Origin of the sequence: Actinomadura madurae (genome assembly GCF_047130825.1) — a bacterium.
GTDB lineage: Bacteria > Actinomycetota > Actinomycetes > Streptosporangiales > Streptosporangiaceae > Spirillospora > Spirillospora madurae.
The window spans coordinates 3,328,345-3,351,009 of the sequence record NZ_CP083237.1; the positions used below are offsets into that span (position 1 = coordinate 3,328,345).

18 protein-coding genes are annotated in these 22,665 nt (G+C 73.1%); 1 reads left to right on the forward strand and 17 read right to left on the reverse strand.

Features of this window, described 5'->3' with window-relative positions:
- Positions 1–42: 42 nt before the first annotated feature.
- The 16 genes from proB to K8Z49_RS15105 all read right to left on the reverse strand — a co-directional run bounded on the left by proB (position 43) and on the right by K8Z49_RS15105 (position 20,287).
- Positions 43–1,149, reverse strand: coding sequence for a glutamate 5-kinase (gene proB, locus K8Z49_RS15030; RefSeq protein ID WP_021595699.1), 1,107 nt, complete (start codon positions 1,147–1,149; stop codon positions 43–45).
- 20 nt (positions 1,150–1,169) lie between these two features.
- Entirely contained in the window at positions 1,170–2,534 is a 1,365-nt protein-coding gene (gene obgE, locus K8Z49_RS15035; RefSeq protein ID WP_412521069.1) for a GTPase ObgE, read from the reverse strand.
- Positions 2,535–2,651: 117 nt separating this feature from the next.
- The gene (gene rpmA, locus K8Z49_RS15040) at positions 2,652–2,909 is read right to left on the reverse strand and encodes a 50S ribosomal protein L27 (RefSeq protein ID WP_021595697.1); all 258 of its coding nucleotides are present in this window, start codon (positions 2,907–2,909) and stop codon (positions 2,652–2,654) included.
- Positions 2,910–2,923: 14 nt separating this feature from the next.
- A complete protein-coding gene (gene rplU, locus K8Z49_RS15045; RefSeq protein ID WP_021595696.1) occupies positions 2,924–3,238 on the reverse strand; it encodes a 50S ribosomal protein L21 in 315 nt (104 codons plus the stop codon).
- Between the two features lie 488 nt (positions 3,239–3,726).
- A complete protein-coding gene (locus K8Z49_RS15050; RefSeq protein WP_412519277.1) occupies positions 3,727–6,987 on the reverse strand; it encodes an Rne/Rng family ribonuclease in 3,261 nt (1,086 codons plus the stop codon).
- Positions 6,988–7,193: 206 nt separating this feature from the next.
- Complete coding sequence (locus K8Z49_RS15055) at positions 7,194–8,051, reverse strand: TIGR03936 family radical SAM-associated protein (protein WP_075022692.1); 858 nt, start codon at positions 8,049–8,051, stop codon at positions 7,194–7,196.
- 151 nt (positions 8,052–8,202) lie between these two features.
- Positions 8,203–10,125 (reverse strand): TIGR03960 family B12-binding radical SAM protein, encoded by a 1,923-nt coding sequence (locus K8Z49_RS15060; RefSeq protein WP_021598072.1) that lies wholly within the window; start codon positions 10,123–10,125, stop codon positions 8,203–8,205.
- 75 nt (positions 10,126–10,200) lie between these two features.
- Positions 10,201–11,382, reverse strand: coding sequence for a rod shape-determining protein RodA (rodA, locus tag K8Z49_RS15065; protein WP_024935653.1), 1,182 nt, complete (start codon positions 11,380–11,382; stop codon positions 10,201–10,203).
- Positions 11,382–13,454 carry a penicillin-binding protein 2 gene (mrdA, locus tag K8Z49_RS15070; protein ID WP_021598069.1) on the reverse strand — a complete coding sequence of 691 codons (2,073 nt, stop codon included), beginning with the start codon at positions 13,452–13,454 and terminating at the stop codon, positions 11,382–11,384. Before mrdA ends, rodA begins: the two co-directional genes overlap by 1 nt.
- Complete coding sequence (gene mreD / locus K8Z49_RS15075; RefSeq protein WP_021598068.1) at positions 13,451–14,050, reverse strand: rod shape-determining protein MreD; 600 nt, start codon at positions 14,048–14,050, stop codon at positions 13,451–13,453. Before mreD ends, mrdA begins: the two co-directional genes overlap by 4 nt.
- Before the next feature lies 1 nt (position 14,051).
- Positions 14,052–15,041 carry a rod shape-determining protein MreC gene (mreC, locus tag K8Z49_RS15080; protein ID WP_021598066.1) on the reverse strand — a complete coding sequence of 330 codons (990 nt, stop codon included), beginning with the start codon at positions 15,039–15,041 and terminating at the stop codon, positions 14,052–14,054.
- Positions 15,042–15,074: 33 nt separating this feature from the next.
- Positions 15,075–16,109: a rod shape-determining protein gene (locus K8Z49_RS15085; RefSeq protein WP_024935654.1), complete on the reverse strand. Its 1,035-nt coding sequence runs from the start codon at positions 16,107–16,109 to the stop codon at positions 15,075–15,077.
- A 377-nt stretch (positions 16,110–16,486) separates the two neighbouring features.
- Complete coding sequence (ndk, locus tag K8Z49_RS15090) at positions 16,487–16,897, reverse strand: nucleoside-diphosphate kinase (protein ID WP_021598063.1); 411 nt, start codon at positions 16,895–16,897, stop codon at positions 16,487–16,489.
- A gap of 45 nt (positions 16,898–16,942) precedes the next feature.
- Positions 16,943–18,451: a hypothetical protein gene (locus K8Z49_RS15095; protein ID WP_412519281.1), complete on the reverse strand. Its 1,509-nt coding sequence runs from the start codon at positions 18,449–18,451 to the stop codon at positions 16,943–16,945.
- A gap of 115 nt (positions 18,452–18,566) precedes the next feature.
- Positions 18,567–18,911: a DUF4233 domain-containing protein gene (locus K8Z49_RS15100; RefSeq protein ID WP_033332377.1), complete on the reverse strand. Its 345-nt coding sequence runs from the start codon at positions 18,909–18,911 to the stop codon at positions 18,567–18,569.
- 5 nt (positions 18,912–18,916) lie between these two features.
- Positions 18,917–20,287, reverse strand: coding sequence for a bifunctional folylpolyglutamate synthase/dihydrofolate synthase (locus K8Z49_RS15105; protein WP_075022690.1), 1,371 nt, complete (start codon positions 20,285–20,287; stop codon positions 18,917–18,919).
- A 126-nt stretch (positions 20,288–20,413) separates the two neighbouring features.
- Here K8Z49_RS15105 and K8Z49_RS15110 point away from each other — a divergent pair, with 126 nt between their 5' ends.
- Positions 20,414–21,616: a hypothetical protein gene (locus K8Z49_RS15110; protein WP_412519283.1), complete on the forward strand. Its 1,203-nt coding sequence runs from the start codon at positions 20,414–20,416 to the stop codon at positions 21,614–21,616.
- Here the strand turns inward: K8Z49_RS15110 and K8Z49_RS15115 are convergent.
- Entirely contained in the window at positions 21,588–22,598 is a 1,011-nt protein-coding gene (locus K8Z49_RS15115) for a hypothetical protein (RefSeq protein WP_412519285.1), read from the reverse strand. The genes K8Z49_RS15110 and K8Z49_RS15115 overlap by 29 nt on opposite strands.
- Between the last annotated feature and the right edge of the window lie 67 nt (positions 22,599–22,665).

Here is a 22,665-nt window from a genome sequence, read left to right on the forward strand (position 1 = left end):
AGGCTCCCTCAGTCCGGTCGTCCCCGTGGGACGAGCCCCCGGTCATGTCAGTACCACCAGGTGGTCGCGGTGGATTATCTCGCGTTCGTACTCGGCGCCCAGCTCGCGGGCCAGCCAGCGCGTCGAGCGCCCCATCAGGTCGGGGATCTCGGACGCGTCGTAGTTCACCAGCCCCCGCGCGACGACCCGGCCGCCGGTGTCGCACAGGTCGACGGGGTCGCCCGCGGCGAAGTCGCCGTCCACGCCCGTCACGCCCGCCGGCAGCAGCGACTTGCGGCGCCGCACGACCGCCTCGACCGCGCCCGCGTCCAGCGTGACGCGGCCCTGCCCGGTGGTGGCGTGCGCGAGCCACAGGTTCCGGGTCGACATGCGGCGCCCCTCGGCCGGATGGAACAGCGTCCCGACGCGGTCGCCGGCGAGCGCGCGGGCGGCGGACGCGGCGTTCGTCAGCAGCACGGGGATGCCCGCGATCCGCGCCGCCTCGACCTTGGTGACCATGCCGCCGGTGCCGACGCGCCCGGACCCGCCGAGCTCGACGTCCTTCAGGTCGTCCGGGCCGTGCACGTCATCGATGCGGCGGACACCCGGCCGCCTCGGGTCTCCGGTGTAGAGGGCGTCCACGTCCGACAGCAGGACCAGCGCGTCCGCGCGGATCAGGTGGGCGACGAGCGCGGCGAGCCGGTCGTTGTCGCCGAACCGGATCTCGTCGGTGGCGACGGTGTCGTTCTCGTTCACGATCGGCAGGACGCCCATCGCGAGGAGCTGCGCGAGGGTGCGCTGCGCGTTGCGGTGGTGCGAGCGGCGCATCATGTCGTCGGCGGTGAGCAGCACCTGCCCGACCGTCAGCGCGTACCGGGCGAACGACGAGGTGTAGCGGGCGAACAGCAGGCCCTGCCCGACGCTCGCCGCCGCCTGCTGGGTCGCGAGGTCCGGCGGGCGCCGGGTCAGCCCGAGCGGGCCCAGCCCGGCGGCGATCGCGCCGGACGACACGAACACGATCTCGGTGCCCTCGGTGCGCCGGCCGGCGAGGACGTCCACCAGCGCGTCGATCCGGTTCGCGTCGATCGTCCCCTGTTGCGTGGTCAGCGACGACGAGCCCGCCTTCACCACGATGCGGCGGGCCTTCGCGATCGCCTCGCGCTCGCTCATCGAGCAGTCTCCTCGCAGATCTAGACGTACCCGTCCAGGCGGCGGTCGGTGCCGCGGGGGCCCATCGCCGCCTCGCCCGCCGGGACCTCCGGCTCCCAGTCGAACACGATCGACTCGTCGGCCGTGCCGATCAGGACGGTCGCGCCCGCCGCGGCGCCCGCCTCGGTGAGCGCGTCCTCCACGCCGAGCCGGGCGAGCCGGTCGGCGAGGTAGCCGACGGCCTCCTCGTTGGCGAAGTCCGTCTGCCGCAGCCAGCGCACGGGCTTCGTCCCGGTGATCAGGTAGGTGTTGTCGCCGAGGCTCTTGATCTCGAAGTCGGCGTCGCTCCCGACCGGCTCGGGCCGGATCACGACGCGGGTCGGCTCCGCCGGCGGCAGCGACGCGCGGTGCTCGGCCACCATCGCCGCCATCGCGAACGACAGCTCGCGCAGCCCCTCGTGCGTCGCCGCCGACACCTCGAACACCCGCAGGCCGCGCGCCTCGAAGTCGGGCCGCACCATCTCCGCGAGGTCGCGGGCGTCCGGCACGTCCACCTTGTTCAGGACGACGATGCGCGGCCGGTCCGACAGCGGGCGGTCGCCGAGCACCCGGTCGTAGGCCTGGAGCTCGCGCTCGATGACCTCGAAGTCGCTGACCGGGTCGCGTCCCGGCTCCATCGTCGCGCAGTCCAGGACGTGGGCGAGGGTGGACGAGCGCTCGATGTGGCGCAGGAAGTCCAGCCCGAGGCCGCGGCCCTCGCTGGCGCCCTCGATCAGGCCGGGGACGTCCGCGACCGTGAACGTGGTGTCGCCCGCGCTCACCACGCCGAGGTTCGGGATCAGCGTCGTGAACGGATAGTCGGCGATCTTCGGCTTGGCGGCGGACAGCGCGGCGATCAGCGACGACTTGCCGGCGCTCGGGAACCCGACGAGCGCGACGTCGGCGACGCTCTTCAGCTCCAGGACGACGTCCGCCTCCTCGCCCGGCTCGCCCAGCAGCGCGAACCCGGGCGCCTTGCGCTTGGCGGACGCCAGCGCGGCGTTCCCGAGGCCGCCGCTGCCGCCCTTCGCGATCACGAACCGGGTGCCCTCGCCGACCAGGTCGGCGAGGACCGTGTCGCCCGACTTCACGACGGTGCCGTCCGGGACGGGCAGGACCACGTCCGCGCCGTCCGCGCCCGTGCGCAGGCTGCCCTGGCCCGGCCGGCCGTTCCCGGCCTTGCGGTGCGGCCGCCGGTGGTACTCGAGGAGGCTCGCGGCGTTGGAGTCGACGACGAGGACGACATCGCCGCCGCGCCCGCCGTTCGCGCCGTCCGGCCCGCCGAGCGGCTTGAACTTCTCCCGGTGGATCGAGGCGCAGCCGTTGCCGCCGTTGCCCGCGGCGACGTGCAGCACCACCCGGTCGATGAACTGCGCGCCCGATCCCGCTCCAGCGGCCACGGTGAACTCTCCTCGGTGAGAAACGGCGAAGGGGCGGACCGAAGAACGGTCCGCCCCTTCGAGAACGCTTGGTGCCCCGGCGGACTATTCCGCCGGCGGGACGACGCTCACCGCGTTGCGGCCACGGTAGCGGCGGAACTCCACCGCACCCGCGACCAGCGCGAACAGCGTGTCGTCGCCGCCGCGGCCGACGCCCGGCCCGGGGTGGAAGTGGGTGCCGCGCTGCCGGACGATGATCTCACCGGCGTTGACGACCTGGCCGCCGAACCGCTTCACACCGAGCCGCTTGGCGTTGGAGTCGCGACCGTTACGGCTGGACGATGCGCCCTTCTTGTGTGCCATGTGACCGCTCTCCCTTACTTCCCGGCCTTGATACCGGTGATCTTGACCTCGGTGTACGGCTGGCGGTGCCCCATCCGCCGCTTGTACCCGGTCTTGTTCCGGTAGTGCATGATGTTGATCTTGGGGCCCTTGACCGCGCCGAGGATCTCGGCGGTCACCTCGTAGCGCGCGAGGTCGGCCGCCTTGCTGACGACGTCGTCGCCGTCCACGACCAGCAAAGCCTGAAGCTTGACGGTCGAGCCGACCTCACCGGCCAGCTTGTCGACGGTCAGCACGTCGTCGACGGCCACCTTCTCCTGCCGGCCGCCTGCGCGGACAATCGCGTACACCGCGGAAACCCTTCGTCTGCGCGCGCTTCCGGACTGAACCGGTCCCACGCGTGGCTTTACCAGCCCCCGGATGGGGGCCTACCCCCGGCACCGGGCCGAGGGCGGCACACCAGAGGAGACCCCTGGCGCTCTCTGCTTGGCCTCACCGGATCGGCGAGGTGAGCACCGAACGAGCCCCGGACGGGGTTCGCGGTGCAGGTTCAGGCGACGCGCCCACGACGCGCCGATGTACAAGAATACCGGATCCCTGTGTTTATTGCATTTCTCTGCTGTGCTCATGGCAGTGCCCTCCTCCTTCGGGCCTTGGCGGCCCTCCATCGTCGGGCACCGCGGGCGATCGCTGGCATCGCTCCGACTCGCCTTGCGGCTCGCTGCGCGATCAGGTTCTCGCAAGCTCGAACCTGCCTTCGGACGCGATCGCGACTGTTGAGGTTGTTGCGGGGTTGCGGCGGCGGGCTGGGGCTCCCCCGGCACGCCGCCGCTTCCGGTTACTCCTGGTCAGGTTCCGCGAACGGGGTCGCGGCGTGGACGTGGGAGCGGATGGAGGGAGCCTCCTCGGTCGCGCCGGGAGCGGAGCCGTTCGGCTCGGCGGCGGACGCGTCCGCGGTCATTTCGGTGCCGTTCAGGTCCGGGCTGACCGGCTCGGACGTGCCGGCGAGTTCGCCAGACTCGACCGGCGCGGCAGGTGCGGCGGGCTCGACCGGTTCGGCAGACTCCGCCGGTTCGGCAGGCTCGGCCAGTTCGACGGGCTCCGCCGATCCGGCAGAGTCGACCGGTTCGACAGGCTCCGCCATCTCGACAGGCTCGGCCAGTTCGGCAGACTCGGCCAGTTCGGCAGACTCGATTGGGTCGGCGGGGTTGGTCGGTTCGGCGGGGGCGGTTGGGCCCGTTGAGGCGGTGCCGTTGGTGGCTAGTGCGATCGGTTCGGTGGAGTCCAGGGTGCCGGGGGGCATGTCGGTGGCCTCGGCCGCGGCCTCGGCTGCCTCCACGGCCGCCTGCGCCGGGGACTCGTCGATCTCGGGCGGCGGGCCGGCCGGGCGCTTGGCGGGGCCCGACTTCTTCGGCCGGGAGCGGACCGGCTCCGGCTTCGCCTCCACGACGGGGGCCGGGGCGGCGGCCGGCTCCGGCGCGGGCTCCGGCACGGCGGGCTCCTTCGGCTTGGCCTGGGCCAGCTTCTCCTCGACGGCCTTCTCGACGTCGCCCTTGCGCTTGCGGCGGCGCCCGCTCTCCTTGCCGGCCGCCTTGTCCGCCTTCGGCTCGACCGGCGTCAGGTGGACGTGGATGCCACGGCCGTTGCAGGACTCGCAGGTCTCCGAGAACGCCTCCAGCAGCCCCTGGCCGACGCGTTTGCGGGTCATCTGCACGAGGCCGAGCGAGGTGACCTCGGCGACCTGGTGCTTGGTGCGGTCCCGCGACAGGCACTCGACGAGGCGGCGCAGCACGAGGTCGCGGTTGCTCTCCAGCACCATGTCGATGAAGTCGATCACGACGATGCCGCCGATGTCGCGCAGCCGGAGCTGGCGGACGATCTCCTCGGCCGCCTCCAGGTTGTTGCGGGTGACGGTCTCCTCCAGGTTGCCGCCCTGTCCGGTGAACTTGCCGGTGTTGACGTCGATGACCGTCATCGCCTCGGTCTTGTCGATCACCAGGGAGCCGCCGGACGGCAGCCAGACCTTGCGGTCCAGCGCCTTGGCGATCTGCTCGTCGATGCGGAACGCGGAGAGGGCGTCCTGGTCGCCCGTCCAGCGCTCGACGCGGTCGCCGAGATGCGGGGCGACGTACTCGACGTACTCGGAGACGGTGTCCCAGGCCTCCGCGCCGGACACCACGAGCTTGGTGAAGTCCTCGTTGAAGATGTCGCGGACGACCCGGATCGTCAGGTCGGGCTCACCGTAGAGCAGGGAGGGAGCCGAGGCCGTCTTGACCTTCTTCTGGATGTTCTCCCACTGGGCCGCCAGGCGGGACACGTCGCGGGAGAGCTCCTCCTCGGTCGCGCCCTCGGCGGCGGTGCGGACGATCACGCCGGCGTTCTCCGGCATGACCTTCTTCAGGATCGACTTGAGGCGGCTGCGCTCCTTGTCGGGGAGCTTGCGGCTGATGCCGGTCATCGAGCCGTCCGGCACGTACACCAGGTAGCGGCCCGGCAGCGAGACCTGGCTGGTCAGCCGGGCGCCCTTGTGGCCGAGCGGGTCCTTGGTGACCTGGACGAGCACCGACTGGCCCGACTTCAGCGCCGACTCGATGCGGCGCGGCTGGCCCTCCAGCCCGGAGGCGTCCCAGTTGACCTCGCCCGCGTACAGGACGGCGTTGCGGCCCTTGCCGATGTCGACGAACGCCGCCTCCATCGACGGGAGCACGTTCTGGACCTTGCCCAGGTAGACGTTGCCCACGTACGACTGGTGCGTGGCGCGGTTGACGTAGTGCTCGACGAGGACGTCGTCCTCCAGGACGGCGATCTGCGTGCGCTCGCCCTCCTGCCGCACCACCATGACGCGCTCGACGGCCTCGCGGCGGGCGAGGAACTCCGCCTCGGTGATCACCGGCGGGCGGCGGCGGCCCTGCTCGCGGCCCTCCCGGCGGCGCTGCTTCTTGGCCTCCAGCCGGGTCGAGCCCCGCACGGACCGGACCTCGTCCTCGGCGGCGGCCCGCTCCTCGCGGGCGGTGCGCACGTGCACGACGGTGTTCGGCGGGTCGTCCGTGCCGTTGCCGGTCTCGCCGTCGGCGCCCGAACGGCGCCGCCGGCGGCGACGGCGGCGGCTCCCGCCGGACTGGGTCTCGTCCTCGTCCTCGCCGTCGGCGGAGTCCTGCTCGGGCTCCTCCGCCTTGGGCTCCTTGTCCTTCTCCTTGTCCTTGCCCTTGGCGGACTTGCCGGACTTGCCGGACTTGCCCTTGGCCGCCTTGCCGCCCTTGGCGGGCTGCTCGTCCTTGGGCTCCTCGTCCTTGGGCTCCTCGGCCTCGGCCTCGTCGGCGGGCACCTCGTCGTCGGCGCCCTCCTTGCCGCCCCGGCCCCGGCCGCGGCCGCCGCGGCGGCGGCGCCGGCGGGACGGGCGGTCGTCGGACTCGTCCTCGTCCGCGGAACCGTGGTCGAGGTCCTCGTCGCCGGTGTCGCTCTCTGCCGTCTCGGCGGGCTCGGCCGGCTCGGCCTCGGCGGGCTTGCGGCGGGCGGGCTTGTCCGCCGTCGGCTGCGGCGGCTGGAAGACGACCATGGGCGGCTGGAATGTCACGCCCGGCACCCCGACCCCGCTAGCGGGCTCGGTCTCCGACACCTGCTCGGCGGACGCCGAGTCGAGCGCCGGCTCCGTGCCGGCGACCGGAACGGACGGGACCTGCGGCACCGCGGGCACGCCCGGCGCCTCCGAGGCGGCGGACGCGGCCGAGCGGCGCCGGGTCCGGGTACGGGGCGCGGGCTCCTCACCGGCACCCTCGGGCCCGGCCTCCGGAGTGGTCTCCGCGCCGGTCATGGGCTCGGGCGCCTCGGCGGCCTTCGCGCTCCGGGTGCGAGTGCGGGTCCTCGTGGTGCGCTTCGGCGGCTCGGAGGCCTCGGCCGCCGGGACGGCCTCCGCGGCGGACGCGTCCGCCGCGGGAGGAGCGGCCTCGACGTCGGGCGGCGGCCCGGCGGGACGGCTCGCACGGCGCGGGCGCGACGTCACACCCGAGGCCTCGGGCTGCGCGGCCTCCGCGCTCTCGTTCTCCACGTTCTCGTTACCAGTGCCTTCGGCCGTGGCCGAATCGGCTTCGTTCTCAAGCATCCGGGCAATCTCCCGTCAGGCTCCCGGGCGCGTCCGCCCGCCCCGCCCGGGGGCGGATCGGTGCGGTGCGCCGCACGAGAGCACCTCGTCAATCGTCGGCGTCGCCACGGCCGGGCAGTGCCCGGTCATGACGACGAAGTCGTCGGGGGTGCGCCCGCCGTACCCTGCGGGACCGGTTCCGTGCTGCCACGGCTTCGGTCCCACGGTCAGGCGCTGACGGCATCCGCGCTCGCGGCGTCCCCGGGCTGCGGCCGCTCCAGGCCGCGGACCGTCGCGGCGTCGTCGCCGGACGGCAGGCCGATCTCCCGGTCGGGATCCAGGGGATCCGCGAGACCACCGGTGTCCGCGTCGAGGGGCCCCTGCGCCAGCCTGGTCACCAACGGAGGTGACGGCGGCGCGAGGTCGGCGACCTGGCGCAGTCCGGTGAGGATGTCGTCGGGTCGTACGGCGGGTGTGGAATGCCGAACAACCATTCGAAGTATCGCACAAGGGGCATCCGCCGCCTCCGCGGCGCGCCGGTCCGGCTCGAACGCGGACACGGCGGCGCGCACGTCGAAACGGCGCCGCCCCTTCTTCGTGAGGCGTTCCACCTCGATGGTCGCGGCGGCCATGAAGGCGGCCACGGCCTCGGCGGCGTCGCGCTCGGCGACGCCGTCCAGCCTGATCCGCCATTCGGACGCCTCGAGCCGATCGGCGAACGCGCCCGGCCTGGCCGGCGCGTCACCGCGTCCCACCCGGACCGGCACGACATCCAGGATGTCGAGCCCGGGGGGCAGGGCGGCGTCGAGATCGGCCCGCACCCGCGCAGGGTCGCAGGTCGCGGTGAGCCCGAGTTCGAGGTATTCGGCCTCACTGGCCACCCCTGTCGCCGCCGCACCCGCATACGAGATCTTCGGGTGGGGGGTGAATCCGCCGCTGAACGCGACAGGGATCCCGGCGCGCCGAACGGCGCGTTCCACGGCCCGGGATATGTCGCGGTGGCTCGTGAACCGCAGCCTGCCCCGCTTGGCGTAGCGGACGCGCAGTCGCTGGGTCACGGGGGCCGGCGCCGGACCCTCCGGCATGGGTGCCAGGGTTCTGGTCCTTCCTACTCGTGTCGAGTCGAAATAAAGGTCTCCCTATAGAGTACGGGTCGCCGGGCCCGGTTCCGCCAGCCCCGGCCCCCGAGGGGCGCCGGACCCCCGCAGGCCAGGGCGCTGACGAGGCCGAATCCGGTTAGACCACGCTCAGCGGGAGCAACTTGCGGCCGGTCGGGCCGATCTGGATCTCGGTGCCCATCGTGGGGCAGACGCCGCAGTCGTAGCAGGGCGTCCAGCGGCAGTCCTCGACCTCGGTCCCGTCGACCGCGTCCTGCCAGTCCTGCCAGAGCCACTCGCGGTCCAGGCCGGCGTCGAGGTGGTCCCAGGGCAGCACCTCGACCTCGTCGCGCTCCCGGACGGTGTACCAGGCGAGGTCGACGGGCTCGCCGGCGAGGGCCCTCTCGGCGCACGCCGTCCAGCGCTCGTAGGAGAAGTGCTCGCTCCAGCCGTCGAACCGGCCGCCGTCCTCCCAGACGGCCCGGATGACCTTGCCGACGCGGCGGTCGCCGCGCGACAGCAGGCCCTCGACGATGGACGGCTGCCCGTCGTGGTAGCGCAGGCCGATGGCGCGGCCGTACTCCTTGTCGCCGCGCAGGGCGTCCTTGAGGGCGCGCAGGCGCCGGTCGACGGTCTCGTGGTCGCACTGCGCGGCCCACTGGAACGGGGTGTGCGGCTTCGGCACGAACCCGCCGATGGACACCGTGCAGCGGATGTCCTTGCGGCCGGTGGCCTCGCGCCCGGCCCTGATGACGCGCTTGGCCATGTCGGCGATCGCGAGGACGTCCTCGTCCTCCTCGGTGGGCAGGCCGCACATGAAGTAGAGCTTGACCTGCCGCCAGCCGTTCTCGTACGCGGTGGTCACGGTGCGGATCAGGTCGTCCTCGGTGACCATCTTGTTGATCACCTTGCGCATCCGCTCGGAGCCGCCCTCGGGCGCGAACGTCAGGCCGGACCGCCGGCCGCCGCGGGAGAACTCGTTGGCGAGCGTGATGTTGAAGGCGTCCACGCGGGTGGACGGCAGCGACAGCGAGGTGTTGGTGCCCTCGTAGCGGTCGGCGAGGCCCTTCGCGACGTCGCCGATCTCGCTGTGGTCGGCGCTGGACAGGCTGAGCAGCCCGACCTCCTGGAAGCCGGACTCCTTGAGGCCCTGCTCGACCATGTCCCCGATCGTGGTGATCGACCGCTCCCGGACCGGACGGGTGATCATCCCGGCCTGGCAGAACCGGCAGCCGCGCGTGCAGCCGCGGAAGATCTCCACGCTGAACCGCTCGTGCACGGTCTCGGCGAGCGGGACGAGCGGCTTCTTCGGGTACGGCCACTGGTCGAGGTCCATCACCGTGTGCTTCTCGATCCGCCACGGCACCCCCGGGCGGTTCGGCGCGACCCGCTGGATCCGGCCGTCCGGCAGGTAGGTGACGTCGTAGAAGCGCGGGACGTACACGCCGCCGGACGCGGCGAGCCGCAGCAGCAGCCCGTCCCGGCCGCCGGGTTCGCCCTCGGCCTTCCACTCGCGGATCACCTCGGTGATGGCGAGCGCGATCTCCTCGCCGTCGCCGAGGACGGCCGCGTCGACGAAGTCGGCGATCGGCTCGGGGTTGAACGCGGCGTGCCCGCCCGCGATCACGATCGGGTGGTCGCCGGTGCGGTCGGCGGCCTCCAGCGGGATGCCGGCGAGGTCGAGCGCCGTCAGCAGGTTGGTGTAGCCGAGCTCGGTGGAGAACGACACGCCGAGCACGTCGAACGCGGCGACCGGGCGGTGCGCGTCGACGGTGAACTGCGGGATGCCGTGCTCCCGCATCACGGCCTCCATGTCGGGCCAGACCGAGTAGGTCCGCTCCGCCAGGACGCCGTCCCGCTCGTTCAGGATCTCGTAAAGGATCTGGACGCCCTGGTTCGGCAGCCCCACCTCGTAGGCGTCCGGGTACATCAGCGCCCACCGGACCGCGGTCTCGTCCCAGTCCTTGAGCTGGGAGTTCAGCTCGCCGCCCACGTACTGAATCGGCTTCTGCACGCTCGGGAGCAGCGGCTCCAGGCGCGGGAAGAGCGACTCGACCGGCATGACGGATTCCTCCGAGCAGGGGACGTTGGAAATGAACGTCCAGCCTACGCCGTACCCGCCCCCTGATCGAACGCGCTAATCGAACGGCCGACGGCGCACGTGAACGGCCTGCAGCAGGCCGAAGGCGATCATGTTCGCGAAGGTGGCGGAGCCGCCGTAGGACACGAACGGCAGCGGCAGCCCGGTGATCGGCATGATCCCGATCGTCATGCCGACGTTCTCGAACGTCTGGAACCCCAGCCAGCACACCGCCCCGGTCGCGACGAGCGTGCCGAACAGGTCGGCGGCCTGGGTGGCGATGCGCAGGCCCCGCCACATCACCACACCGAGCAGCGCGACGATCACGGCGGCGCCGACGAACCCGAGCTCCTCCCCCGCCACCGTGAAGATGAAGTCGGTCTGCTGCTCGGGGACGAAGTGGCCGCCGGTCTGCTCGCCGTTGAACAGGCCCTTGCCGAACGCGCCGCCCGAGCCGATCGCGATCCGCGCCTGCTGGGCGTTGTAGCCGGCGCCGCGCGGGTCGGCCTCGGGGTTCATGAACGCGGTGAACCGGTCGATCTGGTAGTCCTTCAGCAGCCCGAAGAACCACACCGCCGCGCCCGCGGCGGCGCCGCCGCCGACGAGGCCGAACAGCCAGCGCTTCTGCGCGCCGGAGATGGCCAGCATGCCGAGCACCACCGCGATGAACACCAGTGTTGTGCCGAGGTCCGGCTGCAGCATGATCAGCACGGCCGGCACTCCGGCGAGGACGAGCGCGAGCAGCACGTCGCGCCGGCCGGGACCGATCTCCCCGTCCCGCGGCTCGCCGAGGATCATCGCCAGCAGCACCACGAGCCCGACCTTCGCGAACTCCGACGGCTGCACCTGGAACCCGCCGCCGAGCACGATCCACGAGTGCGAGCCGTTGATCGTGTCGCCGAGCGGAGTGAGCACGGCGACCAGCCCGACGCACGCGACCCCGTAGAGGATCGGGACGTAGGCGCGCAGGAGCCGGTAGTCCAGCAGGGTGACCACGCCGCCGAGCACGAACCCGATGACCAGGTTGAGGATGTGCCGCTTGAGGAACCCCTCCGGGTCCTTGCCCTGCTCGGTCAGCAGCTGGAAGGTGGCCGACCGCACCAGCAGCGCGCCCACCACCGACAGCGCCACCACCGCCAGCAGCAGCGGCATGTCGAGCCGCCGCAGTCCGGCCAGATGGCTCCGCCACGTCCGGCGGCCGCCGTACCCCTCGACGGTCCCCGCCTTCGAGCCCGTGATCACGGGGCGGCCCCCTCGCCGGGCATCTTCGGCAGCTCGGACGGAAGCTTGCCGTCGTCGAGCAGCGGCTTCCTGTCCTTCGTCCCGTACATGGCCTCCCAGATCTCCCGCACGGCCGGGCCCGCCGTCTGCGCGCCCTGCCCGCCCTGGGAGACCATCGCCACCACCGCGAACCGCGGCTTCTTCACCGGGCCGAAGGAGGCGAACCAGGAGGTGTCCTGCTTGCCGTACACCTCCGCGGTGCCGGTCTTGCCGCCCACGTCGACGCGCTTGAAGTCGAACCCGGAGAACGCGCCGGCCGCGGTACCGCTCTTCGGCACGTCCGCGAGGGCCTTGCGGATGTACTTCAGCGTCCGCGCCTCGACGGGCAGCTTCTCCGGCGGCGGGGCCTCGATCCGGCGCACGACCGTCCCGTCCGCGCGCACGACCGCGACGCCGAGCCGCGGGGCGAGCAGCTCGCCGCCGTTCGCCAGCGCCGCGTAGGCGCGGACGAGCTGCAGCGGCGTGACCAGGACGTCGCCCTGACCGACCGAGAAGTTCGCCGCGTCACCGGGCCGCCACACGTACCCCTCGGTGCAGTTCTCCGTCGCGACCGCCTTCAGATAGGCGGCGCGGGCCGGGTCGGTCTTGGCGACGTTCGGGTAGCCCTCCTTGGCGCCCTTGCAGTTGGCGGCCTTGGTGGTCTCCCAGAAATCCTTCTTCCACCCCCGGTCCGGGATGCGGCCCTCGCTCTCGCTCGGGAGGTCGATGCCGGTGCGCGACCCGAACCCGTACTCGCGGGCCATCTTCACCATCGGGTCGGACGGGTTCTTCTTCGGCTTCATCCCGCCGTCGCGCTGCCACTCCTGGTAGGCGAAGCGGTAGAAGATCGTGTCGCAGGACTTGACGAGCGCCGTGTGCAGCGACATCGGGCCGAGCGACTGGCCCTCGAAGTTGCGGAACGCGCGGTTGCCGACGTTGTAGGAGCCCGGGCAGGGGTAGGTGCCGTTCAGGCTGTTGCCGTCCTTCACCGCGGCGGACACCGAAGAGATCTTGAAGGTGGAGCCGGGGGCGAACTGCCCCTGGGTGACGCGGGAGATGAGCGGCTCGCCCTTCTTCTTGCCGAGCAGCGCGTCGTACTCCTCCTGGGAGATGCCGCCGGTCCAGATGCTCGGGTCGTAGGTCGGGAAGCTCGCCATCGCGATCATCTTGCCGGTCTGCACGTCCATCACGACCGCGGCGCCGGCGTCGGCGGGGCGGCCCGCCTTGCGCGCCCCGTCGATCGCGTGCTTGAGGGCCTTCTCCGCCGCGCCCTGCACCCCGGCGTCGATGCTGGTGACGAGGTTGTAGCCGGCCATCGGCGCCTGCTCCTCGGCGGTGCCGGTGACGCGTCCCTGGCTGTCGACGAGGACCCTGCGGAAGCCCGGCTCGCCGCGCAGCGCCGCGTCGTACTGCGCCTCCAGTCCGGCCCGTCCCACCAGGTCGACGCCGCTGTAGCCGGTGACCTTGAGGCCCTTGCGCTTGTCGAGCTCCTCCTGCGTCACGGGCTGGAGGTAGCCGAGGGCCTGCGCGGCGCTCGCGCCGTCCGGCTCCGGGTACTCCCGGACGGCCTGGACCTGCGCGGTGATGCCGGGGAAGTCCTCCTGCCGCTCCATGATCTGGAGGGCGCGCTTGGGGTCGACGTGGTCCTCGACCGGGATCGGCTGGTACGGCGACCCGGGCCAGCAGGGCCGCTTGATCCCCGGCCCGCACAGCCGGATCCGCTTGGAGATCTCGTCGTAGCTCGTCCCGAGGACGCCCGCGAGCCGTTTCAGCACGGCCTCGCCGCCGTCCTTGCGCCGCGAGAGCGTGGTGCGGTCGACCGACACGACGAGCGCGCTGCGGTTGCGGACGAGCGGCTTGCCCCGGTCGTCGAGGATCATGCCGCGGGTGGCGGGGACGACGATGTCGCGCATGCGGTTCTGGGCGGCGATCCCCCGGTACTTCTCGCCCTCCAGGACCTGCAGCGCCCACATCCGCCCGACGAGGACGAGCAGCAGCGCCGCGACGAGCACGTACAGGACGACGAGCCGGAAGTGGGTGCGCGGGTTCACAGGTTCCCGCCCCGCTCCGACATCGCGCGGTAGCGGGCGACGGGCACCGAGAGGCGGTCCCCCCGGGACCGTTCGCCGCGCTCGTACCGTCTGGTGACGCGCAGCACCGCCCACACGACGAACGGGCTGGCGATGACGTCGTAGAGCACCTGGAGCGGCACCATGCTGGACACCGTGGCCCACTCGGCGCGCGGGTCGCCGAGGATCATCCCCGTCCCGGCGTACAGGACGGTCCCGGCGAGCGCCCCCGCGGCGACGGCGAAGAACGGCACCGCGGACTGGCGGTCCATCTCGGCGGACGCGGCGCCGCACAGGTACCCGATGAGGCAGTAGACGAGCGCGTAGCGGCCGAGGGTGTGGTCGGCGGGCGGGATGATGTCGGCCGCGAGGCCCGCGAGGAACCCGGTGACCATGCCGGTCATCGACCCCGCGACCAGCGCCAGCGCCACGACGGCGAGCAGCACGAGGTCGGGCTGGACGCCGCCGGGCAGCGGCAGCCGGTTGGCCACCGACACCTGCAGGATCAGCGTCACGGCGATCACCATCGCGGTCACCGCGGTGCGGCCGGCCGGCGACGGCTCGGGTGGGTTCAGCACGTCAGTCCTCCGGGCTCGGATTCGTGGACGGGCTGCTCGTGCCGCTCGGCCGCGCCCTCGGGCTGCCGCTCGCCGACGGGCTCGGGCTCGCCGAGGGCGTCGGTGGCGGCGGGGGCTTGGGCGGCAGCACCGCGTCCCGCGGATCGGTCTTCGGCGGCGCGACCACGACGGCGACGACGTCCAGGCTGGTGAACCGGACGAACGGCCGCACGTAGGCGGTGCGGGTCAGCCCGCCGGTGGCCTTCTCGATCCGCTCGACCACGCCGATCGGGACGCCCGGGACGTACGGCCGCTGGCCCTGCGATCCGAGCGTGACGATCCGCTGGCCGACGCGGATCGGCGCGGCGGCGTCCAGGAGCTGGAACCGCAGCGGCGTCTCGCCGCCCCCGCCGAGGCCGCGGCGCCCGCGGCCCTGGGTGATCCCGATCTCCTTGGAGTCCTCCAGGCGGGAGCCGATCGAGGACGTCTGGTCGGTGGCCAGCAGGACGGTGGACGTCGCGGGCCCGACCCGGGTGACGCGGCCGACGAGCCCGTCGGCGCTCATCACGGTCATGTCGGGCTTGATGCCGTTGCGGCTGCCGACGTCGATGGTGACGGTGTCCTCGAAGCCCTGCCCGGCGGAGATCACCTGCGCGGCGCGGATCTTGTAGCCGCCCATCCCGGCGGTGCCGAGCAGCCGCTGGAGCTGCGCGGAGCGGTCCTGGTCGAGCCGGGTGGAGCGCAGCTGCTCGCGCAGCCTCTGGTTCTGCCGTTCCAGCCGGTCGGCGCGGCGCCGCTCGCCGGGCGCGTCGGTGATCGCGTCGAAGGTGTCGCTCACCGGCCGGACGACGGACGCCGACGCCCGCTCCACCGGCCCGAACACCGTCGCGCCGACGCCGCGCAGGCCGCGCAGCGGGGAGTCCGCCCCGCCGCGGTAGTCAACGGTGATCATCGTGAGCGCCACGACCAGCAGCGCGCCGAGGACCACGCGGGTGCGCCGGGTGTCCTTCACCCACCGACCTCCGGTTTCCTTGGTCAGCCGGGGTTAGTGCCGCTTCTCCGGCACGAGCACCTGCCGGAGCGATTCGAAGTCCTCGACGCACTTGCCGGTGCCGAGCACCACCGAGTCGAGCGGGTTGTCCACCAGGTGGATGGGCATCCCGGTCTCCTCGCGGAGCCGCTCGTCGAGGTTCTTCAGCAGCGCGCCGCCGCCGGTCAGTGCTATCCCGCGATCCATGATGTCGCCGGAGAGCTCGGGCGGGCACTTGTCGAGGGTGGTCTTCACCGCGTCCACCACGGCGTTGACCGGCTCCTCGATGGCCCGCCGGACCTCCTCGGCGGAGATCACCACGGTCTTCGGCAGCCCGCTCACGAGGTCGCGGCCCCGGATCTCGGCGTGCGGCTCCTCCTCGCCGCCGGGATAGGCCGACCCGATCGCCATCTTGATCTCCTCGGCGGTACGTTCCCCGAGCATCAGGGAGTACTCCTTCTTGGAGAACGAGATGACGGCCTGGTCGAGCTCGTCGCCGCCGACGCGGACCGACTGGCTGGTGACGATGCCGCCGAGCGAGATGATCGCGACCTCGGTGGTGCCGCCGCCGATGTCGACCACCATGTTGCCGGTCGGCTCGTAGACGGGCAGGCCGGCGCCGATCGCGGCGGCCATCGGCTCCTCGATGATGTAGACCCGGCGGGCGCCGGCCTGGTAGCCGGCCTCCTTCACCGCGCGCTGCTCCACCCCGGTGATCCCGCTCGGCACCGCCACCACGATCCGCGGCTTGGCGAAGTGCCGGCGCTTGTGCACCTTCTGGATGAAGTAGCGCAGCATCCGCTCGGTGACGTCGAAGTCGGCGATGACGCCGTCCTTCAGCGGGCGGACCGCGACGATGTTGCCGGGCGTTCGGCCGATCATCCGCTTCGCCTCGATGCCGACCGCGACGATCCTCCCGGTGTTTCTATTGATCGCCACGACGGAGGGTTCGTTGAGGACGATGCCACGCCCGCGTACGTACACCAGGGTGTTGGCGGTACCTAGATCGACCGCCATGTCACGGCCAAGAAACGACAGCTTGTTACCCATGAAGAAAGGGAGCCCTTCATGATTGACGGGCGTGTATAGCGGCGTGTCCATCGTAACGTGCACCCCCGCCCGCGGGCAGTCACCCCCGCGCCGCGCGTCGCGAAAAAAACGCTCCCTGACCAGCCCGGTTTTCCATAAAAGAAACCACGCGGGCTCGCCCTCCCAGCCCCGTCACGCACCGGACGGCCGGAGTTCGAACCCCGGCCACCATTCCCGGGCAGGCGCCCGGAGCGATTCGGCGAGCGGAGGGCGCATACCCGTCGACGCAGGCGACCACAGCGACGCCACGCACACCGCACAGGCACAGGAAGCGCAACGGCGGCGTGAGGATCGCCTGCGTCGCAACGGGGGTTCCAGGGGGTCGCCCCTGGGTCAGCTCAGCCCAGCTCGGGGAAGAAGAGCTTGATCTCGCGCTCGGCGGAGTAGGTGGAGTCGGAGCCGTGCACGATGTTCTCGCCGATCTCCAGGGCGAAGTCGCCGCGGATGGTGCCGGGCGTGGCGCTGACCGGGTCGGTGGCGCCGGCCAGGGCGCGGAACGCCTCGATGGCGCGCGGGCCCTCGACGACCATGGCGACGAGCGGGCCGCCGGTGATGAACTCGACCAGCTCGCCGAAGAAGGGCTTGCTGGAGTGCTCCTCGTAGTGGGCTTCGGCGGTCTCGCGGGCGAGCGTGCGCAGTTCCAGCGCGACGAGCGTCAGGCCCTTGCGCTCGATCCGGGAGATGACCTCCCCGATGACACCGCGGCGGACGCCGTCGGGCTTGACCAGGACAAGAGTGCGCTCGGACACGGGTGTTTCTCCTCGCGAATTACGGATTGGCTGAGCGCGCGAATACTACCCGGCCCGCGGGCCGGGAGCCGCATTCCCGGAGAGTTGCACGGCGGCCGGGCGGGCGTTCTCCGCGCGCCGGCCGCGGAGGCGGGCGGCGACCCCGGCGAGCAGCGCGGCGGCGACCCCGGCGACGACCAGCCAGACGCGATAGCCCTCCAGCAGCGCGTCCAGCCGCTGGGCCTCGGTCGCGGGCCGCAGCCGCTGGAGCCGTGCGGCCTGCAGCGACAGGACGGCCAGCTGCCCGGCCAGCACCGCGGGAAAGCACAGCGCCAGGCCGAACAGCGCGCCGCCGGCGTCCGCGTCCCGCAGCGAGGCGGCCAGGGCCAGGCCGGCCCCCGCGCCGAGGAGGACGAGCGCGGCGAGCAGCGTCCAGCCGTCCCGGGTCCCGGCGGCGAGGCCGGTCAGCGGGGCGGCCGACATCAGGAGGCATCCGGCGGGGACGGCGCCGCGGCCCGTACGGATGGCGGCGAGCGCCCCGGCGAACGCGGCGCAGGCCGCCGCGGCGAACGGCAGCGGCGGCCGGCCCGCGGCGCCGTCGAGGTGGAGACCGGCCCCGGCGAGCCCGGCCAGCGGGCCCGCGACCGGCTGGCAGAGCAGGCCGACGGCGATCATGACGACCGCGCAGCCGGACGGGTCGGCCGCCCCGGCCTCCCGCCCGCCGGCGAGGGCGAGGCCGACCAGGGCGGGCAGCGCGAGCCCGGCGACGAGAAGCCGCGCGCCGGGCGACCAGCCATGCGCGGCGACGACGCCGAGATACGCCGAACCGGTCACCGGGACGGACGCGAGGAGGAGCCGGCCGCGCTCGGCGCGCTTCGACGGGGGCAGCCTCCACGGGCCGCGCCCGCGCAGGAGCGGGTAGGCGACGGCGGCTCCGGCGGCGGCCGCCGCGAGCAGCGGTAAGGGGGCGAGCGCGACGCGCCAGTCGCGCGCCATGCCGCCGCCCTGCGGGGGGACGGCGCCCAGCGCCAGCGGCATCGCGAGGACGAGCGCGCCCGCGAGGAGGCCCGCCCAGACCGCGGCCAGGGTCCGGCTCCGCCGCTCCCACACGAGGACGAGCGAGGCGGGCAGGACGATCCCGGCCCCCGCGCCCTGGACGGCGCGGATCGTCCCGGCGAGGGCCACCGAGTGGGCGAACCGGACGGCCCACAGCCCGGCCAGCAGGACGACCAGGCCCGCGACGAGGACGGCCCACGCGGGAAGCCTGCGCGCGGCGATGGCGCCGAGCGGCACCGCGGCGACCAGCGCGGGCAGCGAGAGGCCGGTGGCGCGCAGCAGCGCGGGGACGTCGCCGCGTCCCAGGCCGAGCGCGTGCGCGGCGGCGGGGACGACGTTGACCGACGCGTCGGGCACCACGAGGACGGCGGCCGGGAGGGCGGTGAGCGTGAGCAGCAGCGTGCCGAGCGCCGCGAACCGGCGCCGCGCGGCCCCCTCGGCGGCTTCCTCGACGGCTTCCTCGGCGGGGTGGCCGGCGGCCGGGGCGCTTGACGCGTTCGCGCGTGGGTGGGAGGACACGGATTGCTCCTTCGGACGTCATCCGCCACACGCGCATTTCCCATAAGAGAAAGATGTCCGAAATAAGCGATAAATGAAATTCGCGGGGCGGACGGAATGCTGCCTCCCCGCGAACTTAGCGCGGCTGCGCGCTGCCCACCTTGCGTCCCAGCCAAATGGCCGTCGCCCAGAGCGCCCCGAACACGACACCGAGGAAGAACATGGCCGGCACCATGAACCCGGTCGCGATGACCAGCACCTGCAGGACGGTGCCCACCGGAACCGCCCACGGGAACCGCAGCAGCCCGGCCATCACCACGCAGACGACGGCCAGCCCGCCGCACACGCCGCCGGCGGTCGCGCCGTCCACGTCCAGCACCGTCACCGCCACCGGGATCGCCAGCGCGATCACGATGGCCTCGCAGGCCAGCACCGTGGCGAGCAGCCGCCGCGCCGGGTTCGGGGCCGTCCCCGTCCGCATGGTCGTCACCGGCCTTCCTCGACGCGCAGCAGGATCCGGGCGTCGCCCGCCGTGACCACCGAGCCGGTGATCAGCACGCCGGCGCCCTGGTACTCGCCGGTCTCCTCGGCGAGCCCGATCGCCCGGTCGATCGCGTCGTCCAGGCGCTCGGCGACATGGACGCGCTCGGGGCCGAAGATGCTCTCGGCGAGCTCGGCCAGCTCCTCGGGCGGCATCGAGCGCGGCGAGGAGTTGCGGGTGACCACCAGCTCCGCCAGGACGGGTTCGAGCTGGTCGAGGACGCCCGCGACGTCCTTGTCGGCGCTGATCGCGAGCACCCCGGCGAGCCGGGTGAAGCCGAACGACTCGGTGACCGTGGCGACGGTCGCCGCCATCCCGGCCGGGTTGTGCGCCGAGTCCAGCAGGACGGTCGGGCCCGTCCGCGCGACCTCCAGCCGTCCCGGCGAGGCCGACTTGGCGAAGCCGCTGCGCACCAGCGCCGGGTCCAGCTGGCCCTCGTCGCCGCCGATGTAGGTCTCCCCGGGCGCGATCCGGGTCGCGGCCTCCAGGTTGGGCTCCCCCCGCGTCGGCGCGCCGCTCGCGAACGCCTCCACGGCGGCGAGCGCCGTGGCCGCGTTGCTCGCCTGGTGCTCGCCGAACAGCGGCAGGAAGATCTCGTCGTAGACGCCGTGCAGGCCCCGCAGGCTGAGCTGCTGGCCGCCGACCGCGACGTCCCGGCCGAGCACGCCGTACTCCACGCCCTCGCGCGCCACCGCGGCGCCGGTCTCCACGACCCGCCGCAGCAGCACCTCGGCCGCCTCGACCGGCTGCTGCGCCAGCACCGCGACCGATCCCGGCTTGATGATCCCCGCCTTCTCCCCGGCGATCTCCTCCAGCGTGTCGCCCAGATAGCGGGTGTGGTCCAGCCCGATCGGGGTGATCACAGCGACCGCGCCGTCCGCGACGTTCGTCGCGTCCCACACGCCGCCCATGCCGGCCTCGACCACCGCGACGTCGACCGGCGCGTCCGCGAACGCCGCGAACGCCATCGCCGTGAGGACCTCGAAGAACGACAGCCGCGCCGGGTGCTTGTCGTCGATCAGCTGGAGGTAGGGCAGGACGTCGTTGAACGTCTCGACGAACCGCTCCTCGGAGACGGGCTCGCCGTCGATCGCGATGCGCTCCCGCAGCGTCGTCATCTCGGGGCTGGTGTAGAGCCCGGTGCGCAGCCCGCGCTCGCGCAGCAGCGCCTCGACGAGCCGGGCGGTGCTGGACTTGCCGTTCGTCCCGGCGATGTGGATCACCGGATACGCGCGGTGCGGCTCCCCCAGGACGTCCACCAGATCGCGGATCCGGTCGAGGCTCGGGTCGATCTCCCACTCGACGCCGCGTCCCATGATCGCGCCTACGGTGGCCCTGTAGTCGGACGGCTCGGTTACCTGACTCACGGTCACAGAGCCTACTCGGCGGGACCCGTGCCCCCGCCCGGCCCCGCACCCGAGCCCCGGCCCCACACTGGAGGCATGGACGTGTTCTACCGGGAGTGGGACCGGCGCGCTCCGGGCGAGACCCGCGACCTCGGGCGGGCCCGCGCGCTCGCCGGCCTGCTCGGCCTCCTCGAACCGGGCGTTCCCGTCCTGACCGTCGTCGGTTCCAAGGGAAAGGGAACGGCGGCGACTTACGCGTCGGCCTTTCTCGGGGCCGCCGGTCTTCGCGTGTGCACCGTCACGAGCCCCGCTCTGCGCAGCGACCGCGAGCGGATCAGGGTCGACGGGAGGGCGGTCTCCGGCGAGGAACTCGCCGTTCTCGGGGACGCGCTCGACCGGGCCGTCGCCGAACTCCCCCCGCCGTCCGACGGCTACCTGTCGCCGTCCGGCCTGTTCACGCTCGCCGGCGTCCTGCACGCGGCGCGGAGCCGCGCGGACGCGATCGTCCTTGAGGCCGGGATGGGCGGACGCTCCGACGAGGTCGCCCTGTTCCCGCCGGACGTCGCCGCCATCACACCGATCTTCCGCGAGCACGCCGGGGTCCTCGGCGACACGGTGCCGGAGATCGCCGCGGAGAAGCTCGGCGTGGCCGGTCCTTCGACGCGTGTCGTGTCGGCGCCGCAGTCCGCCGAGGTCGCCCGCGTCCTCGCCGGAGCGGAGGTCGTCGAACCCGGCACCGCGGGCGTCCCCGCCGAACTCCTGCCTCCCGGTCTCGGACGCGCGGCGGCGGAGCTCGGCGTCGTGGCCGCGCGCCGCCTTCCCGGAACCGCCGATCCACCGGCCGCGGACCTGCGGGAGGTGCTGTCCTCCGTGACCCTGCCGGGACGCCTGTCCCGGCACGACGTCCCCGGGTCGGCGACGCGGCTGCTCGTCGACTCCGCCGTCGACCGGGCCGGGATCGCCGCAGCGCTCGGCGCCGCGCGGGAGGCCTGGGACGCGATCGACCACGCCGTCGTCTGCCTCCCCGACCACAAGGACCTGGACGGGGCCATCGCCGAGCTGGGCGCGCTGCCCGTGACGTTCGTGCGGCTGCCGCTGCCGCACCTCCGCTTCACCCGCCCCCTGCCGGACCGGTGGGACGTCGTCGACGCGCACGCCATCACGCCGGAGTCGCTCGCGACGCTCGGGCACCGAGTGCTGGTCCTCGGCACGGCCTACTTCACGGGATTCGTCCTGGACGTGGTGGACGCGGGCACCGAGCGCCTCTACGTCACTTCGACTTCTCGACGTCCTTCCTGATCCGGCGCATCACGTCGGCCATCAGCGGGAACTGCGGGTTCAGCGTGGCGAGGTTGGAGGCGACGATGCCGAAGGAGTCCTTGGTCGCCCACGCGCAGTACGTGTGGGTGTCGGCGAGGACGGCGAACTGGCCGCAGACCGCCTTGCCGCCCTCCGAACCCGGGTCGGCGTCCTGGCCCGCGATGAACGTCGTCGGCTGTGCCTTCTGCAGGAAGTCCGCAGGGTTACCGACCTGGCCCGTCCCGCCCGCGAACAGCACGTTGAGCCGGCCCACCGGCACCTCGGTGTAGACCGCGAGACCGTTCTTGGCGACCGGGACGCCGCCCGCGTCGGCGGCGCCCGCGACGAACGGGTAGGCGGCGCTCGCCTGCGGCGCGGTCAGGCCGTCCCGGCGCAGCCCGCCGGCCACCGCGCCCGCGTTGATCACCTTCTTGGACGCGGGAGCGGCCGTCGTGCGGGCGTCCTTGGCGGCGCCGCCGACCGTCCGGACCGCCAGCACGCCCGCGGCCAGCATCACGACCGTGACCAGGACGGCGCCCGCGAGCAGCAGGAGCTTCGGCGGGCGCTTGCGCCGGGCGGGCGGCGCGCCGGTCACCGGAGGCAGCGGGCCGGTCCCGGCCGGGATCACCGGGTGCGCGCCGGACCCGTCCTGAAGCACGCCCTGCGGGCCGGTGCGGACGACCGGATGCGCGCCCGAGCCGTTCGTCGGGCCGGGCATCAACTGCGGGCCCGTGCCGCCGCCGAGGACCGGGAACGGGCCCGACCCGTCCCGCGGTGCGGGCAGCATCTGCGGCCCGGTGCCGTTGACCGGCCCGTGCGGGCCCGTCCCGTCGCCGTAGTCCACCGACCACCACGGGCGCAGGCCGCGCAGGGGCTCGGCGGCGGCCTCCGAGGCGTCCCCGTCCGCGACGACCTGCGCGCCGTCGAGGTCATCGCCGGACGGGGAGTCCGGCGTGCCGGACCGACCTGGTGACTCGGCCATTGCACTCCCGATGGTTCACGTACCGCCAAAGGCCTCTGGGCCCAACCGGATGGTAACCGCGGCGGCG

Excerpts from the sequence above, each read along its gene's own strand:
- K8Z49_RS15085 (WP_024935654.1), bottom strand. The coding sequence starts at position 16,109 with ATGGGTAACAAGCTGTCGTTTCTTGGCCGTGACATGGCGGTCGATCTA.
- K8Z49_RS15055 (WP_075022692.1), bottom strand. The coding sequence starts at position 8,051 with ATGCCGGAGGGTCCGGCGCCGGCCCCCGTGACCCAGCGACTGCGCGTC.
- K8Z49_RS15105 (WP_075022690.1), bottom strand. The coding sequence starts at position 20,287 with ATGGGACGCGGCGTCGAGTGGGAGATCGACCCGAGCCTCGACCGGATC.
- proB (WP_021595699.1), bottom strand. The coding sequence starts at position 1,149 with ATGAGCGAGCGCGAGGCGATCGCGAAGGCCCGCCGCATCGTGGTGAAG.
- rpmA (WP_021595697.1), bottom strand. The coding sequence starts at position 2,909 with ATGGCACACAAGAAGGGCGCATCGTCCAGCCGTAACGGTCGCGACTCC.
- K8Z49_RS15050 (WP_412519277.1), bottom strand. The coding sequence starts at position 6,987 with ATGCTTGAGAACGAAGCCGATTCGGCCACGGCCGAAGGCACTGGTAAC.
- K8Z49_RS15110 (WP_412519283.1), top strand. The coding sequence starts at position 20,414 with ATGGACGTGTTCTACCGGGAGTGGGACCGGCGCGCTCCGGGCGAGACC.
- K8Z49_RS15060 (WP_021598072.1), bottom strand. The coding sequence starts at position 10,125 with ATGCCGGTCGAGTCGCTCTTCCCGCGCCTGGAGCCGCTGCTCCCGAGC.
- K8Z49_RS15100 (WP_033332377.1), bottom strand. The coding sequence starts at position 18,911 with ATGCGGACGGGGACGGCCCCGAACCCGGCGCGGCGGCTGCTCGCCACG.
- K8Z49_RS15115 (WP_412519285.1), bottom strand. The coding sequence starts at position 22,598 with ATGGCCGAGTCACCAGGTCGGTCCGGCACGCCGGACTCCCCGTCCGGC.